Source organism: Halomonas sp. WWR20 (assembly GCF_054602495.1).
Genome location: NZ_JBTRHR010000003.1, coordinates 13758 through 28655, shown reverse-complemented (window position 1 = coordinate 28655; position 14898 = coordinate 13758). Strand labels below are relative to the sequence as shown.

The 14898-nt window shown below is 50.4% G+C and carries 16 protein-coding genes; 4 read left to right on the top strand and 12 right to left on the bottom strand.

Features of this window, described 5'->3' with window-relative positions:
* Positions 1-4: 4 nt before the first annotated feature.
* The 3 genes from ACW4DH_RS06515 to ACW4DH_RS06505 all read right to left on the bottom strand — a co-directional run bounded on the left by ACW4DH_RS06515 (position 5) and on the right by ACW4DH_RS06505 (position 1197).
* Positions 5-496, bottom strand: coding sequence for a type II toxin-antitoxin system YhaV family toxin (locus ACW4DH_RS06515; protein ID WP_459635565.1), 492 nt, complete (start codon positions 494-496; stop codon positions 5-7).
* Positions 493-822: a type II toxin-antitoxin system PrlF family antitoxin gene (locus ACW4DH_RS06510; protein WP_459635564.1), complete on the bottom strand. Its 330-nt coding sequence runs from the start codon at positions 820-822 to the stop codon at positions 493-495. The genes ACW4DH_RS06515 and ACW4DH_RS06510 overlap by 4 nt, the downstream gene beginning before the upstream one ends.
* 78 nt (positions 823-900) lie before the next feature.
* Complete coding sequence (locus tag ACW4DH_RS06505; RefSeq protein ID WP_459635563.1) at positions 901-1197, bottom strand: helix-turn-helix transcriptional regulator; 297 nt, start codon at positions 1195-1197, stop codon at positions 901-903.
* Positions 1198-1419: 222 nt separating this feature from the next.
* Here ACW4DH_RS06505 and ACW4DH_RS06500 point away from each other — a divergent pair, with 222 nt between their 5' ends.
* From ACW4DH_RS06500 to ACW4DH_RS06485, 4 genes are all read left to right on the top strand, one after another.
* Positions 1420-2565, top strand: coding sequence for a FliC/FljB family flagellin (locus ACW4DH_RS06500; RefSeq protein WP_459635562.1), 1146 nt, complete (start codon positions 1420-1422; stop codon positions 2563-2565).
* Positions 2566-2631: 66 nt separating this feature from the next.
* On the top strand, positions 2632-2910 hold the full coding sequence (locus tag ACW4DH_RS06495; protein ID WP_459635561.1) for a hypothetical protein: 279 nt from the start codon (positions 2632-2634) through the stop codon (positions 2908-2910).
* A gap of 96 nt (positions 2911-3006) precedes the next feature.
* Positions 3007-3363 (top strand): hypothetical protein, encoded by a 357-nt coding sequence (locus ACW4DH_RS06490; protein WP_459635560.1) that lies wholly within the window; start codon positions 3007-3009, stop codon positions 3361-3363.
* A 46-nt stretch (positions 3364-3409) separates the two neighbouring features.
* Positions 3410-3613 carry a hypothetical protein gene (locus ACW4DH_RS06485; protein ID WP_459635559.1) on the top strand — a complete coding sequence of 68 codons (204 nt, stop codon included), beginning with the start codon at positions 3410-3412 and terminating at the stop codon, positions 3611-3613.
* 188 nt (positions 3614-3801) lie between these two features.
* On the opposite strand, the gene ACW4DH_RS06480 is transcribed toward ACW4DH_RS06485, so the two are convergent.
* The 9 genes from ACW4DH_RS06480 to ACW4DH_RS06440 form a co-directional block, all read right to left on the bottom strand.
* On the bottom strand, positions 3802-4944 hold the full coding sequence (locus ACW4DH_RS06480; protein WP_459635558.1) for a polysaccharide export protein: 1143 nt from the start codon (positions 4942-4944) through the stop codon (positions 3802-3804).
* A gap of 490 nt (positions 4945-5434) precedes the next feature.
* Complete coding sequence (locus ACW4DH_RS06475) at positions 5435-6796, bottom strand: undecaprenyl-phosphate glucose phosphotransferase (protein WP_459635557.1); 1362 nt, start codon at positions 6794-6796, stop codon at positions 5435-5437.
* 279 nt (positions 6797-7075) lie between these two features.
* Positions 7076-8485, bottom strand: coding sequence for a mannose-1-phosphate guanylyltransferase/mannose-6-phosphate isomerase (locus ACW4DH_RS06470; RefSeq protein WP_459635556.1), 1410 nt, complete (start codon positions 8483-8485; stop codon positions 7076-7078).
* 573 nt (positions 8486-9058) lie between these two features.
* On the bottom strand, positions 9059-10345 hold the full coding sequence (locus tag ACW4DH_RS06465; RefSeq protein WP_459635555.1) for an exopolysaccharide biosynthesis polyprenyl glycosylphosphotransferase: 1287 nt from the start codon (positions 10343-10345) through the stop codon (positions 9059-9061).
* On the bottom strand, positions 10345-11241 hold the full coding sequence (locus ACW4DH_RS06460; RefSeq protein WP_459635554.1) for a glycosyltransferase: 897 nt from the start codon (positions 11239-11241) through the stop codon (positions 10345-10347). Before ACW4DH_RS06460 ends, ACW4DH_RS06465 begins: the two co-directional genes overlap by 1 nt.
* 130 nt (positions 11242-11371) lie before the next feature.
* Complete coding sequence (locus tag ACW4DH_RS06455; protein WP_459635553.1) at positions 11372-11599, bottom strand: hypothetical protein; 228 nt, start codon at positions 11597-11599, stop codon at positions 11372-11374.
* A 469-nt stretch (positions 11600-12068) separates the two neighbouring features.
* The gene (locus ACW4DH_RS06450; RefSeq protein WP_459635552.1) at positions 12069-12449 is read right to left on the bottom strand and encodes a histone-like nucleoid-structuring protein, MvaT/MvaU family; all 381 of its coding nucleotides are present in this window, start codon (positions 12447-12449) and stop codon (positions 12069-12071) included.
* A gap of 107 nt (positions 12450-12556) precedes the next feature.
* Positions 12557-13900 (bottom strand): Na+/H+ antiporter family protein, encoded by a 1344-nt coding sequence (locus tag ACW4DH_RS06445; protein WP_459635551.1) that lies wholly within the window; start codon positions 13898-13900, stop codon positions 12557-12559.
* Between the two features lie 273 nt (positions 13901-14173).
* Positions 14174-14662: a 20S proteasome subunit A/B gene (locus ACW4DH_RS06440; RefSeq protein WP_459635550.1), complete on the bottom strand. Its 489-nt coding sequence runs from the start codon at positions 14660-14662 to the stop codon at positions 14174-14176.
* Positions 14663-14898 lie beyond the last annotated feature (236 nt).

Sequence of the window (14898 nt, the reverse complement as noted above, 5' to 3'; positions counted from 1 at the left end):
GGTTTCAAGTGAATCGTGAAAGACGGGCACCAGGCTCGACCGCCTGCTTTATCAACGGGTCCCAGCTATCAGGTGGATTGCCGTTGGCAAGCATCTTGCGGAAGGTCCGATAGGTATCCGTCTTGCTGTCATAGGCCCGCTTGGTCTGCTCGTCATTGACCCAGGCGTAGACAATGATCCGGCTGGGCTCGTGATAGCGAAAGAATAGCCGGTATTGCTGATAGAACTTAGCCCGAAACCAATGCTTGTGCTCATCACCCAGCGCATTCCCTTGCCGATATTGCTCATGGGTCGGGTCGCTAGGAATGTCCTCAAGTGCGAGCTTGAGAATCGCCGCGAGTCGCTTGGTGTCGTTCTTGCGCGTATAGCCCTCGGCATCCTTATGCCTATGCCGGTCGACTCGCCGGGCCAGCGAATCCAGTTGGGAAAGGAATAATGGGTGGGCATAGATCGTCCACCCATTGATACGCAAGGGCTCGTTAACCTCGACACTCATTCGTTATCTTCGGACAGCGGCTCATCGAGATCCACATCGATACCTGCAGTCAGCTCACGCGCCCTGGCAACCGATGCTGCGGTCAAGGGCTGAATACGCTCGGGATGGTCGTGTAGGTCACGCTCCAGGAAGCTCAAGAACCCCAGCATGACCGGGTCTTCAGCCTGCGCGCCCACTGCCCGCGTGAGCACTACCTCGCCGTTGTCACGGATGCTGTAGTGGATCTTGTCACGCTTGCCGAGGCCCAGCACTCGGCGGACCTGCGCCGGAACGGTGGTCTGGTAGCGCTCGGTCAGCGTGGAATCCACTTCGTGCGTCGCATTCATGGGCAACCTCCAAAGATCGACGGGGTAATGACGTCACGTAAAAGGTAATGCATGTGCATTACCTCGTCAATGCACAAGCTACCCGGCCCACGCGGCACACCCTTCCACACTTGCAAGCCGCCTCACGTCTTGAAGGAGCCAGATCCAGCCGGAACAAAGGTAACTCTGGGCGTACCGAACTCGTAATGGGTGCTGTGCTCGTTCGACGCGCTCGCGACGCCTTTCGTCGTGCATGGCCTCCCACAGCGCGTTCACCAGGCTCGGCGCAACTCCCATTACCTTGGCGAGCCGAGTCTGTCTGAGGCCGAGGGGCTCAAGAAACTCATGGGTCAGCATCTCGCCCACGGTCGTCGGTTTGCGGTTGGTCTGGATCATGATGGTTACCTGTAAGCGTGAGCATTCAGATAGAGATCACGGGCCTGCTGGCCGTCCCACTCGAATATGAACAGCCCTCCCCAACAAATTTACATTTTCCCCTAAAGCATTTCGCGCAAGCGTCGATAAATAGGGTAACGGCAACGGTGCCGTTGCGGTGGGCCCCGCTCCTAGAGGAAGACGGCCTGCCAAAGCAGCCCCCTACTTAGTAAGGAATTTGTCATGTCAGTGATCAATACCAACATCACTTCGATGATTGCCCAGCAGAACCTGAACTCTTCCAAGGGCGACCTGACCACCGCCATGGAACGCCTGTCTTCCGGCCTGCGTATCAACAGCGCCAAGGATGATGCCGCCGGCCAGGCCATCGCTAACCGCATGAGCAGCCAGATCACTGGTCTGTCTCAGGCACAGCGTAACGCCAACGACGGTATCTCCGTCGCGCAGACTGCGGAAGGCGGTTTGAATCAGGTTAACGATAACCTGCAGCGTATTCGTGAGCTGACCGTACAGGCGCAAAACGGGACTAACTCACAAGATGACTTGGCTTCCATCCAAAACGAAATCGGTCAGCGTTTAGAAGAAATTGATCGGATTTCCGAGCAGACCAGCTTTAACGGCGTGAAGGTCTTAGGTGAAGACGATTCTGTTAAAATCCAAGTAGGCGCAAAAGACAACGAAGCTATCAACATCGCCACTAAAAAAATCGATCGCGATACACTTGAACTTTCCAGTTTCAGTGTAGCCAATAGCCTTAAAGTCGGTGAGTCTCTGACCGAGATTGGCACTGACAAGGTAACTGGTCTTGCCTCAGGCCAAACGCTGCATGAAGAACTAGATGCTGGGGGAGTAGGAACAGGCGATTACGTTGTAAAAGAAGGCAATAACACTTATCGTGCTACTGTCACTACAGGCGCAGTAAGCATTGCAACTGCTTCCGTCGCTGGCGATACAGGCACCATTACAGAAAATATTCGTGTCGATGCAGCGGGCACAGAATATGTTGAAGTCAATGATGAAACCTACGCAGCGGACTCAGCTGCAGGTACATGGGATGCAGCCACAACTGTTGACCTTGCTGAAGGCACCTCAACGGCTGATCCGCTTCAGAAGCTAGATGATGCTCTCAAGATGGTCGATAGTTACCGTTCCGATCTGGGTGCTATCCAGAACCGCTTTGAGTCTGCCATTACTAACTTGCAGACTAACGAAACCAATCTGTCTGCCGCCCGTTCACGCATCGAAGATGCCGACTACGCTGACGAAGTCTCTAACATGACTCGCGCCCAGATCCTGCAGCAGGCCGGTACTTCCGTCCTCGCGCAGGCCAATCAGGTGCCGCAGTCCGTACTGTCTCTGCTGGGTTAATCCCACGCATAGTGGTGAGAATAAAGACAGGGCGTAAGCCCTGTCTTTTTAATTGGGGAAGAAAAAATGAGCGATCGTTTAAAAAATCTTATAAGAGAAATTCTAGATAATGAGCGTAAAGAAAAAGTAATATCGAATGAAGCGCTAAAGGATTTTGTTCCATACGGAAGCGATGTATCTGCAGGCACGTATGAGTGTGTAGACTGCGGGTACCTTTACTCGAACCAATCAAAAAAATCTCTCCCTCCATGTCCTAGGCTCAAAAAACCTCCCCATCCCAAGCGCGGGTGGAAAATTCTGAGCGGCCGTGGAGATGCAAAAGATGATCCATATCCGGATAGGTAAAGGAGTGTTCTCACTGGTCCGCTCCCTCTGAGCTCCCGTCATACTTGAACGTAGCAGGCTCCCGTTAGGGCCTCTGTCTTTTATAAAGGTCATCCCATGCAAAACCCTAACAACACGCTATCCGCTCGGGATCTCCTGCATGACATCATCCCCAAGCTGAACGCCACGGAGAAGCTGGTCAACGATACGCTTCAGGCGAAGCTCGAGGAGAGCCGCAGCGCGGAAGAACAGGCTCGCGTGCTGAAACAGCAGCAGGAGTTTCAGCTGGAAATCACCATCATCCGGATGAATCTGGACCATTTGCTCGCGCGTTATGCCGATGAGCTGAAGAAGTTCACCGACACCGGCAGTCGTCCTCCCGGCCCGATGCTGGAGCTCGACCCGCATGAAAGCGTGGCGATCAACAATGCCAGGCAGCTCTATACACGGGTGCGGGAGATTCAGGCCGGCTAGTCGTGGCTATTGACGAAATATGCCATTCACGCAGACGGGAAATAAGATGAATCAGTCCGAATGCCAGCAGGTCATCGATAAACTCGATGGCGTCATTAGCGACACGCGTGAGCTGATGGAACGTTTCGAAGCGACCGGCATGGAAGAAACGATGCCGAACGATTATCACAGGCTTGAAACGATCATTACCCAAGCGCTGAAAGACCAGCGCCACTATACGCAGGTTCTGCTGGGGGCTACCGAGGTGTGATTGTTCTCGCCTCTTTCACTTCCCCACTGCTGGTTCACCCTCCCGCTGCTGGGTTCTCAAGGTGCGTCCCTTTCCTTTTCCTGCCCCTTGATTTAGCCATTGTCATCAAACTTCATGTCTCCAAATAGAACAAACCCGACATCTTTCGATATCGGGTTTGCTGTGGCTAGCGACCTAAAATGTGTGGATTAATCGCTTAGGTTCTGCACGTTTTCGCTGATTTCCGTCGCCTGGAACACGGTGGTCAGTGACGGTAGCAGCAGGCTCAGCACACGGTTCCAGCGGGCAGCCGGGGCAGCCGTGACATAGATCACATCGGTGGGCTGGAGCATGAACTGCGCGCCGAGTATGAATGCCGCCGCATTGCTGGCGTCCAGCTGATAGATCGTCGCCAGGGTGTCGGAGTCGCTTATATCAGGATTGCGCCGAATGACGAAGATACCCGAGGCATTGGCTCGGCCTTCATCGATACCGCCGGCAAGGGCAATCGCGTCGGTCAGCGAGATGGGGCTGTTCAGCAGCGGCAATGTCGTGGGCTCGTTGACTTCACCCATGACAAAGACTTTCTGATTGCCGGCATCGGGGATATGCAGCACGTCGCCATCCTGCAGCAGCAGGTTCTGCTCCAGCTCGCCATAGGTCAGCATGTCATAAATCGATATGCGAATATCCTGGCCATTGCGGGTGAGTACGGCATTGTGCCAGCTGGCAGAGTCGTTAAGTCCCGCCGCGTAGCTGATCGCATCCAGCACGCGCATGGGGATGTTGGTGATGGGATAAGGGCCGGGCTCATTCACCTGTCCCGTGACATAAACCTTTTGAGAGTTGAACGCCGCTACCCGCACATCCACTTGAGGCTGGGCGATATACCCGCCTAAGCGGCGCTGGATCTCGTCGCGCACGTCGCGCACCGTGCGCCCGGCGACCTTGATTTTACCTATGTAAGGATAAAAGATGGTGCCTTCGGGATGGACAACCTGCCCCGACTCCGTTGCCGAACGCTCCGAACCGGCGGGAATCGTAAGCTCGGGATGGTCGTAAACGATCACCGAGAGAACATCGCCACGCCCGATACGATACTCATATTCGGCCAAGGTTTTATTTTCTCCGTATAACTCGGCGACATCGTCGAGACTATACAAAGGTTGCCGAGATTGTTCGCGCACCAATTGCATGGTGATGGGGACGACTTCGACATGGCCTTCAAGAGGTGAGCCTTCGGCGTCGTAATCAATATTGGACCCAGGCGATAAGGCACACCCGGACAATGTCGTTACGGCGAGAAGGACAGCAGTCAGGGGAAGCCACCACTGGCGTAATTTGCTCTTCATACTCGTTACCATCCTTATGAATGTTTCCCTTCCTGAGCATAGCTAGGAGATAGTTTTGTTTAGTGGATCTCTATTTTTCGTGATGCAGCTTACGTTTATTGCATGAGCAACTGGTGAAATTAGCGATTATTTATTTCTTGAACTCCTTCGCGAACGTATGCCCGTTTTTATTAATTTAAACTCAACTAATGCGCTTCAAGGATAACGCTCGAACACAGAAAGAATTACTTCACTACATTATGTATACGTTAGCCCATGCTACATGGCTTGTCAGCACAGTAACCATAATTATCTGGGAAAGTTAAAAAAATGAGTCACAAACAAGATCACCCCTAAATCTCCATTAATAAAAAAGGACCACATCGACTCATTATTTTTTCTCGAAAGTATTTAAAAAACAAAGCCAACAGCATTAGCTCTTGGCTTTGCGGACACTTATCGCTGTTTAGTTACCGGCACACACCTGCTCGAGCATGCTCACCTTACTAATTCAATAGACGTGCTTTCCTGAAAAACCCTTGAATACGGTCAGGAAGATAACCTTGATGTCTAACGCCAATGACCAGTTATTGATATACCAAAGGTCGCACTCGACTCGCTTTTGCATTTTATCCAGGGTATCCGTTTCACCCCGATAGCCACATACCTGGGCCCACCCTGTAATCCCCGGCTTGACTTTGTGGCGTTGCATGTAGGATTCGACCAGGTCCTTGTAATACTCATTGTGCGCCAAGGCATGCGGCCTGGGGCCTACGATCGACATGGACCCCTGCAACACATTGAGAAACTGGGGTAATTCATCCAGCGAGGTCCGGCGGATAAAGGCGCCTACCTGCGTCACACGTGGATCGCCTTGAGTGGCCTGTGCCACCCAGCCGCCAGATTCCTGATGTATTTTCATTGAGCGAAATTTATACACCAGAAAATCCCTACCATTGATGCCGGTTCTATATTGCTTGAAGATGACCGGCCCCGGCGACGACATCTTGATCGCTACAGCCACTGCCAGGCATACGGGTGAAATCGCCAACAGAATCAAGCTTGCCACAACGATGTCTTCCAGACGTTTGACGAACATTGCGCCATCGGTCATCGGCGAAACGCTCAAATCAATGGCGTGCATGCCCGATACCCGGCTTACGCGATGATTAAGCAGGGGAATTTCTGAGAACTGAGGAATAAAGCGAATTTCGACCGTCAGGTGACGCAATGCATGCATGATGGGCCTGACTCGGCTTCCCATTCCTACTGGCATGCATAGCCACACTTCCCTCGCCTGGGACTTTTCCACTCTACGTGCCAGGCATGCCAGTTCCTTTTCAGTCAACTCATTGACCGAGCGGCAAATGCCCGCGATGGAATATCCTTCTTGTCTACTGGCCCGCATCGACTTGGCCACATCAAGCAACACGTCCCCTGGCCCCACAAGAAACACCTTCTTGCGATGCCGTGTGCTCATATTGTGGTAGGCCACGATCATCATCAAGAATGCCCTGGCGGCACAGGCAAAACTGAACGAAAGCAGCAAGGTAAAGACGACCCACTGACGAGAAAATATTTCCGACTGCTGCAGGAGAAACATGAAGCTTGCCATGAGCGCAAACATGGCACCCCAGACCCAGATCAACCGGTAGATCCTGCGCATTAATCGAGTGGATCGCCACCGGTTATAACCGCCACTAAAAAGGTTTATCAGTACGACTAACAATGCCATGCCAAACAGCACGAGCATATATCTGTCATTCAACATATAGCTTTCAAAGCGCACCCCGTGCGCTAGAAAGCCAGCCAGGATGATGGCCAAGATATCAATAACCGGGGCGATACCCCTGATTGGATTTAAGCTTTTCATGATGCCTCCCAACTTGCTCCCTGGCTATAAATCGCCCCGCCCTCTCTACGCTCTGTCTGAAAAGGACCAGCACTTACCTGAATGGTGTTAAAAATCAGTTCAAGCATTCCGTCTACAACTCGTAAACGTCGTTTTTTCGCTGAATTTCACCATAGCTACGCCCCGGCCGAGTGTTGTCCGTTGATTCTCTTCGATAGAGATGAGGCTTTTATATTTCATACTTAACGACACGAACCAGCATTAACTGCGGGATGGCATTAATCACTTATGACGTGTAGTTCAGACACGTCCATAGTTATCCTGAAAACGTACAATATCGTCTTCACCCAAGTATGCCCCTGACTGGACCTCTATCAGTTCCAAGGGAATGACACCCGGGTTTTCCAATGCATGGACCTGCCCGATCGGAATGTAGGTTGACTCGTTTTCGGATACCAGGTAAGTCTTATCGCCGTTCGTGACACGCGCCGTACCCGAAACGACCACCCAGTGCTCGGCGCGGTGATGATGCATCTGCACGGATAGTTTGGCCCCAGGCTTCACTCTGATGCACTTGACCTGGTAGCGCTGACCATTATCGATAGAGTCGTAAACGCCCCAAGGACGGTAAACTTCTCGATGATGCAGATATTCCGGCCGGCCTTCTTCTTTAAGGCGTTCTACGATACGTTTGACTTGCTGGGCCTGGTCTTTATGGGCCACCAGCACCGCATCTTTGGTTTCGACGATCATCAAGTTCTCGACGCCCACGGCGGCCACCAGACGACTCTCGGCGCGTACCAATGTGTTATGAGTATCCTCGAACATGACATCGCCCGATTGGCAATTGCCTGATTCGCACTTGTTGCTCATTTCCCAGAGAGAGGACCATGAGCCAATATCGCTCCACCGTGCGTGCATGGGTACCACAGCGGCCCGGTCGGTCTTTTCCATGATGGCATAGTCGATGGACTCTTCAGGACACGCGGCAAACGCTTCACCGTTCAGGCGCACGAAGTCCAGATCGAGCTGGGTGTCACTCATCGCTTTTTGACAAGCGTCGAATATAGCGGGATGGTGTGTTTGCAGTTCTTCCAGATAGCGACTGGCCCGGAACATGAACATACCGCTGTTCCAGCAATAGTCATTCGATGCAAGATACGTTGAAGCCGTATCAAGGTCGGGCTTCTCCACAAACCGTTTTACCTTGGTGCCCGGTCCTTGGCCCAGCATGTCGCCTAGCTGGATGTAGCCATATCCCGTCTCGGCATGGGTGGGTACAATACCGAAAGTCACCAGATAGCCCTGCTCCGCTAGAGGCAACGCCTGATGAATGCTTTCATGGAAACTTTCGATATCTTGGATCTGGTGATCGGCAGCCAGTACCATTAGCAGTGGGTCATCGCCCTTCTGTGTGGCTGCGATTGCCGCGAGCGCTATTGCCGGGGCGGTGTTACGGCCAAAGGGCTCGAGCAATATCCGAGCATCATTTGCCTCAATCTGACGCAGTTGCTCGGCCACCAGGAAGCGGTGTTCCTCATTGCAAATAACCGTGGGGGCTGAGACATCCAAGCCATCCAGACGGGATAACGTCTGCTGCAGCATGGAGCCATCGCCTTGCAAGTTAAGAAATTGCTTAGGCCGCATGTGTCGCGATAAAGGCCAAAGGCGTGAACCGTTACCACCTGCCATGACAATAGGAGTTAACATTAACCGTTCCTTTTGCAGCGTACATTAACGCGTGAAACTGCATTTAATTACACACGATAAGTAACAAGCGGAATATATCGCGCCAACTTGAAGAGACTTTATAGCTACAATAAAAACAGTTAACCCACTACATGTCTATAACCATTTTCTTAATATCAAGCCACTCCTGCTTAATTAATCAAACCCAGCCATGTACGATTAAAAACCTACTATTAGCAGTACGTTTTGAACATTAAAAAAACAATATAGATACTTTTAGACCACGAAATGATCATTAGTATATCTATAGATTAAAACATCTACTTATGCGGCCATACTAAAGCATTAACCATCAGTAAGGTAATTTATGCAGGCATGAGCCATCATATTGGGCGGGAGACCAAAATAACACTTATGTATATTATGAGCGGAACGGCTTGATTTCGTCAGCTAATAATGACGACGGCATCCAATAGGAAGCTAAGGTAGGTACTAGGCACAGCAGAATTACGGCCCTACCACGGATAGGAAAATAAATTCATTACTGCGTCTCACTAACTGAAGCAGGATCCGATATTCCTATATTGGCTATTTTCATCTAGCCCCATAGCCAGACAATATAGTTTTTATTGTCTTAAAGAAGATTAGAACATCAATCCAAAGTGAAAAATGTTTTATATAATAAAAATCATATTGCAACTTTGCCGTCATACCATCTATTTGCGCTGCGTAACCCTGCTCCACTTGTGCCCAGCCAGAGATTCCAGGACGCACGATATGACGATAACTGAAGAAAGCCACTTCTTTCTCGTACCATTCAGAGAGCTCCATGGATTCAGGCCGTGGGCCAATGAAGCTCATCTCACCTTTAATGATGTTCAGCAATTGTGGCAATTCATCAATACGGTACTTGCGTATAACTTTGCCTACTCTAGTGATACGAGGGTCATCCACACACTCAGTGTAGCCACTGCCCTCTTGCCCCAGCAGCATGCTGCGAAATTTATAGACTCTGAAAGGGACACCCCGATACCCCATCCGGTCCTGTATAAAGAGAACGGGGCCGCGACTCTCAGCCTTTATCGCAATAGCGGTAATAAGCAGCAACGGAGATAGGATAGGCAGAAGCAACACCGCTCCGACCAAGTCCATGACTCGTTTACAGACAGAATAAATGGATGAAGGCAGCAACGAACCAAACATATTTTCCGAAAGATGTTCGATCTGAACCCTGCCCGTCATGGATTCCTGGATTTGTCGGATATGATATACAGGGATTCCAGACAGAGTGCACTGAGCGAGGAATTTTTCCCATTCCGGCCCCAGGTCTTTGGCCCGTAAATCGGCAACGATGCTATCGAACCTGACACCTGAAACGTCCGGAATTTCCAGCCAGCGCAACTCGACTCTTTCGGTCCCTTGAAGTTGCAAGGTTTCGCCAAAGGGCACAACCGCCAACTTTAAACGCCGATAACGCCGTCCGAGCAGATAGCCCGCGAAGAACCAGGCCATGCTAAGCAGATACGCGCTGAATAATACCTGACGTGTGTACCCCCAGCGCATGAAGAACAGCACGGCGACTGCAAGCAAAAAAACTATCGTAACCGTAGGGATAATATAGGCAGAAGTATGCGCTCCTGGAAACCTGATCAGCCTGCGTAGCGTAAAGAAAATTACGACGAATGAAGTGCCTATCGCAAAGAGGGTATTGGTACGTATACTGGGAAGATACTCCCAGAACCCCCAACCCCAGCGCCAGAGCGACGGTAACATGACAACCAAAGTAAGACCCACCAGTAACTGGAAGGGCAAACCTAGCAGAATCCTTTCGTACCATCGAGAATGGCGGCGCTGGTAAGGAGTACGCACTTTGTTGTCCATTAAAAAAAACCAAACAGTATGAATACAGATAACATTATCTGGTCACGCACTCTTCTTCGCAAATCCTTAGCTGAAGAAATCAGACGCAAAGTATTGAAATAATTACCATAACACACTATAGATCCTGGCGGCAATCTGTCCGTCTTGAGCAAGAGTGCCAATTTCCTAATTTCGTTACGATACCATCCTTGTTTAACCTTGGATAAGCGTTTAAAGGCTTGCTTGATGCCATCATTAGCACCAATCTGGTTGCTTTCGTGTTGCCGATAATAAAGAGATGGGCAGCTGTCAATAAACCAGCACCATCCATTAACTCGAAAAAAAGCGTATATTAACCAGTCATGTAGAGAAAACTCATTGACCTCCGACCAATGCTCAGCAACAAAATCTTTCAACTTTTCTGCATTATATTTTTTAAGCACGTAAGTACTGCCAGGCCCGGCCGCTTCAAATAGATAATCCCACTTTTTCTGCGGTTGTGCCTTATTAATTACAAGCTGTCTACCAGAAGACCAATAAGCGATAACATTACTTGAATATGCATGAGCCCCGTTAGCGCTCATTTTTTCATGGGCACACCAGAGCTTATCTTCAAACCACAAGTCATCTTGATCTGAAAAAGCGATATAATCAAAGCCATGAAAGTTTACATCTTTGATAAGCCGATAGAAATTGGGCCCGGCCCCGCCAAAGCGGTCACCGACAGGCAGTATACTGATCTGATTGCGAAATTCTTTCGCCAGACTTTGACACACACTATAAGTATTATCTTCTGACACATCGATACTAATAAAAATAGTCACCGATACGTTTTTTTGTCCAAGGATTGTCCTAACCTGCTCAGCAATCCATTTTTCTCCATTATGGGCAGCTAAAAGAACGGCAAATTTAGGCACCTCCCGTCTCCTTGAGACAAATTGCTTCATAATTTATTTAATTAATGTGCTGTTTTTCATCACGCCAGCCTAACAAAAGACTCATCGCGGACCAGGGTTGACTATCAATTAAAACGACAGCAGTTCATCATCAAGCTATCTTTTCAAGCTCAATCAATGTCCGCAGCAAAGTTGTTACATTTTCATTAGGCAGACGGTACTCTGTCATTAAATCATTCAGTCTTTCTTCAAAAGAGACCTGCCTCTGCTGCTCTGCTTCTGGCTTCTGGTGACTGGTGGTTTGTTCCATATCCCGCAGAGCTTGTGCAAAGGCATCGTCTAGCTCCCTGAATTTTCTTAACTTTTCACGTTCATCCATAGGTTTCGGTGCAAAGCGATTATCATGTTTTCTCATAATGAATATATATTTGCCCTATTAAAGCAGAAATATAACCTTGAGGTTATCGTATTCCAAGCATAGCCTCATGCTGGATTGCGGACATTGTTAACACACTGGATACACAAATGTTAGCTTAGCTAGAGCCAAGCACATAATTTCATTGTAAATAGCGACTCATGCCAGATCTAGACATCGCCACATGACTAATATTTACTCAGTAAGGCTTAATACTTACCTCTAGTATCATAGCCATTTATATGATTACACCAAAAACTCCTTATTTAAACTGCGCAGAGCTCATCTTCCTGTAACTAGCAGTCAGAAAGCCTAACCTGCAACACTGAGCTCGCAACATCCATGTTGCGTGCTGTTGACACCCAGTCAACCCCAACCAGCCTCGTTCGCCTTTCTCAACCATCGACACAACGCACTGAAAAGGGTTTATCATTCAATCTTCAGTTCGCACCAACCACTCTTCAACCGTATCGTTACCGAACTCATCCTTCCATGCTTTCAGCGTCTTATGGTTGCCACCGCGGGTCTCAACGACCTCGCCCGTATGCGGGTGCTTGTAGATCTTCAGCTTGCGCTTGCGCCTACCGCCTGTCGCCGGCTGTTCCTTGGCAGGAGCCGAGCGTGACTCGCCATTCGGGCTAAGCAGTTCGACAACGTCACCTGCCTTCTTGCTGTATTCATCCATCAAGGATTCAAGCTTCGCTTTGAAATCCAGCTCTGACTTCAAACGCTGATCCTGTTCAAGCTGCTGGAGTTCATCACTCAACTGCTTGAGCTGTTGTTCCTTCCTCAAATATTCGCTTAGCAGGGACATTCTTGCCTCATTCCATGGAAGATTCAGGGGTTACCAAAATTATTATCCTCTTTACAAGGATAATTGCCAAGCCCAGCATAACTATTTAAGCATTCCCGAACCAAACATTACAGCCACATAGCGGCAAGCCACCCGAAGATCACCAGAGGGATATTGTAATGTAGAAAGGTCGGAACCACGCTATCCCAAATATGATCATGCTGACGGTCCATGTTGAGGCCCGAGGTCGGACCCAGTGTAGAGTCCGAGGCGGGAGAACCAGCGTCTCCCAAGGCGCCAGCCGTCCCCACTAACGCAATCGTCGCCATTGGCGAAAAGCCAAACTGCACGGCAAGGGGAACGTAAATTGCAGCAATAATCGGTATCGTGGAAAACGACGAGCCAATCCCTAGCGTAATGAACAATCCGACCAATAGCATAATCATCGCTGCCAATGCTTTATTATCGCCAATCAGCTCGAACGCATTCTCGACTAAACCGTTAATATCGCCCGTTGCCTTCATCACGGCGGCGAACCCCGCCGCTGAAATCATGATAAAGCCGATCAATGCCATCATGCGCATGCCGCGGGTGAAGAGATCATCTGCTTCACGCCACTTGAAAATGCCTCCCACGGATAGCAAGGCAAATCCCACCAGACCGCCAAGGATCATCGAGCCGCTATATAACTGTATGGCAAGAGCCGCCACGATTGCGACGACGGCCATGATCAAGCCACGGTTGTGCACCTGAACTTCAGCAGTCTCCTGCGGTGCGTCATGGGAGATTGTCGACGGCTGGTAGCTGCGTGGCTTACGGTATGAAACGAACAAGGCCACCATCAAACCGACCGCCATGCCCCCCACCGGAATCCCCATGGCCATAGGCACCATGCTGCGAGTGACTTCCAGCCCGAACGCGCTACCTGCGTCATTGATATTGGCCAGCAGGATCTCATTGAGAAAGATGGAGCCAAAACCGACAGGCAACAGCATGTAAGGGGCCGTGAGGCCAAAAGTCAGAGCGCACGCGACTGCACGACGATCCAGACTTAGCTGGTTCATCATATGCAGTAGCGGCGGTATTAGAATCGGGATGAACGCAATATGGACGGGGATAAGGTTTTGCGATGAAATCGCCACCAGAAGAACGCTGCCCAGCAATAAATACTTTACTACCGCCTGGCGTTGTATCGAAGATTCATACCCTAGTAGCCGGATCAAGCGCTGCGCCAGTAGATCCGGCAGTCCGGAACGTGAAATAGCCACCGCAAAGGCTCCCAACGTCGCGTAGGCTAAGGCGACCTGCGCGCCGTTGCCCACCCCATCGTTAAAAGCGTCGAGTGTGTCTTCGATACTTAACCCACCGTACAGTCCGCCGACGAGTGCCCCGATAATCAGGGCAAACACAACAGACACGCGCGCCAAAGAGAGTCCCACCATGACCAGGACGGCCAAAATTACCGCATTCATGCGCTATTCCCGTAATTCACCCAGACAAGCCGGTGGTATATATCCACCACGAAAGTCGGCGATATTAACAGAATGAGCAGATGCATGAATGGTGTTTAGGAATAACAGGCGGAATTTATAGCAAAAACAACCTCCATCGACTCGATGAGAAACCTATTCCCCAGTGCCCCATCAACTCCTGGGCTCTATCAACTCCTGGGCCCTATCCTCCTCTCCCAAGTGCTTTGTGACACTCTTGCCGATTCGACAGCACCATCTTATACCGCCTATGTCTTACGCGACCGCGGGAGCTGTCACCTCATGCATCGCAGTGCCCAGCGGCTCATATAAACTCCTGGGTAGCGCGAGTATCTCAACCGACTGGATATTACCGCCCGTGTCATGATCACGCGTGGTTGCATACTCGACAGCCTCGATAGCGTTCTTGCCATGGTCCATGGCGGCCAAGGCCCACTTCCACCCCGTCCCATAGGCGATTGGCCCCGTTACCGGCATCCGTACTAGCCGGTCGAACATCTCGAAGACACCGTTCTGACCGGCAATGATCATCTCTATACGCGAGACATGCGGCTTATCATGCCTGGGCGAACCGGCATTGAGCCACTCCATGACTTCCCACCACCCCTGCTGCTCCCCGGCAAAAGCGACCCATTCGCCATTATCCAACTGAAAGAGTTTCTGCGCATGGTTATAGGTAGAACCATTAACACTGATCAAGGAGTCCGTCGCCAGCGTTGTGCCATCCCAAACGATCGTGGTCATTACTTACCTCTTGTCTCCAGGCGTCGCGCCGTTGCCCGCACATGAACCGTAACTTGCACAAGGCGGCTCATCGGCATCGTGCAATGTGAACGAATTTATATCATTTTGTATATTTTTGTTGCAGACACAACGCCCGATTAGCGTCCGCTACCTCAGGCTAATCGGCGGTTTACGTCATCGAGGATGACACTGCGAATCGGATTAGAAGCGCTGGGAAAATCCGTCTAGGGTGTGGA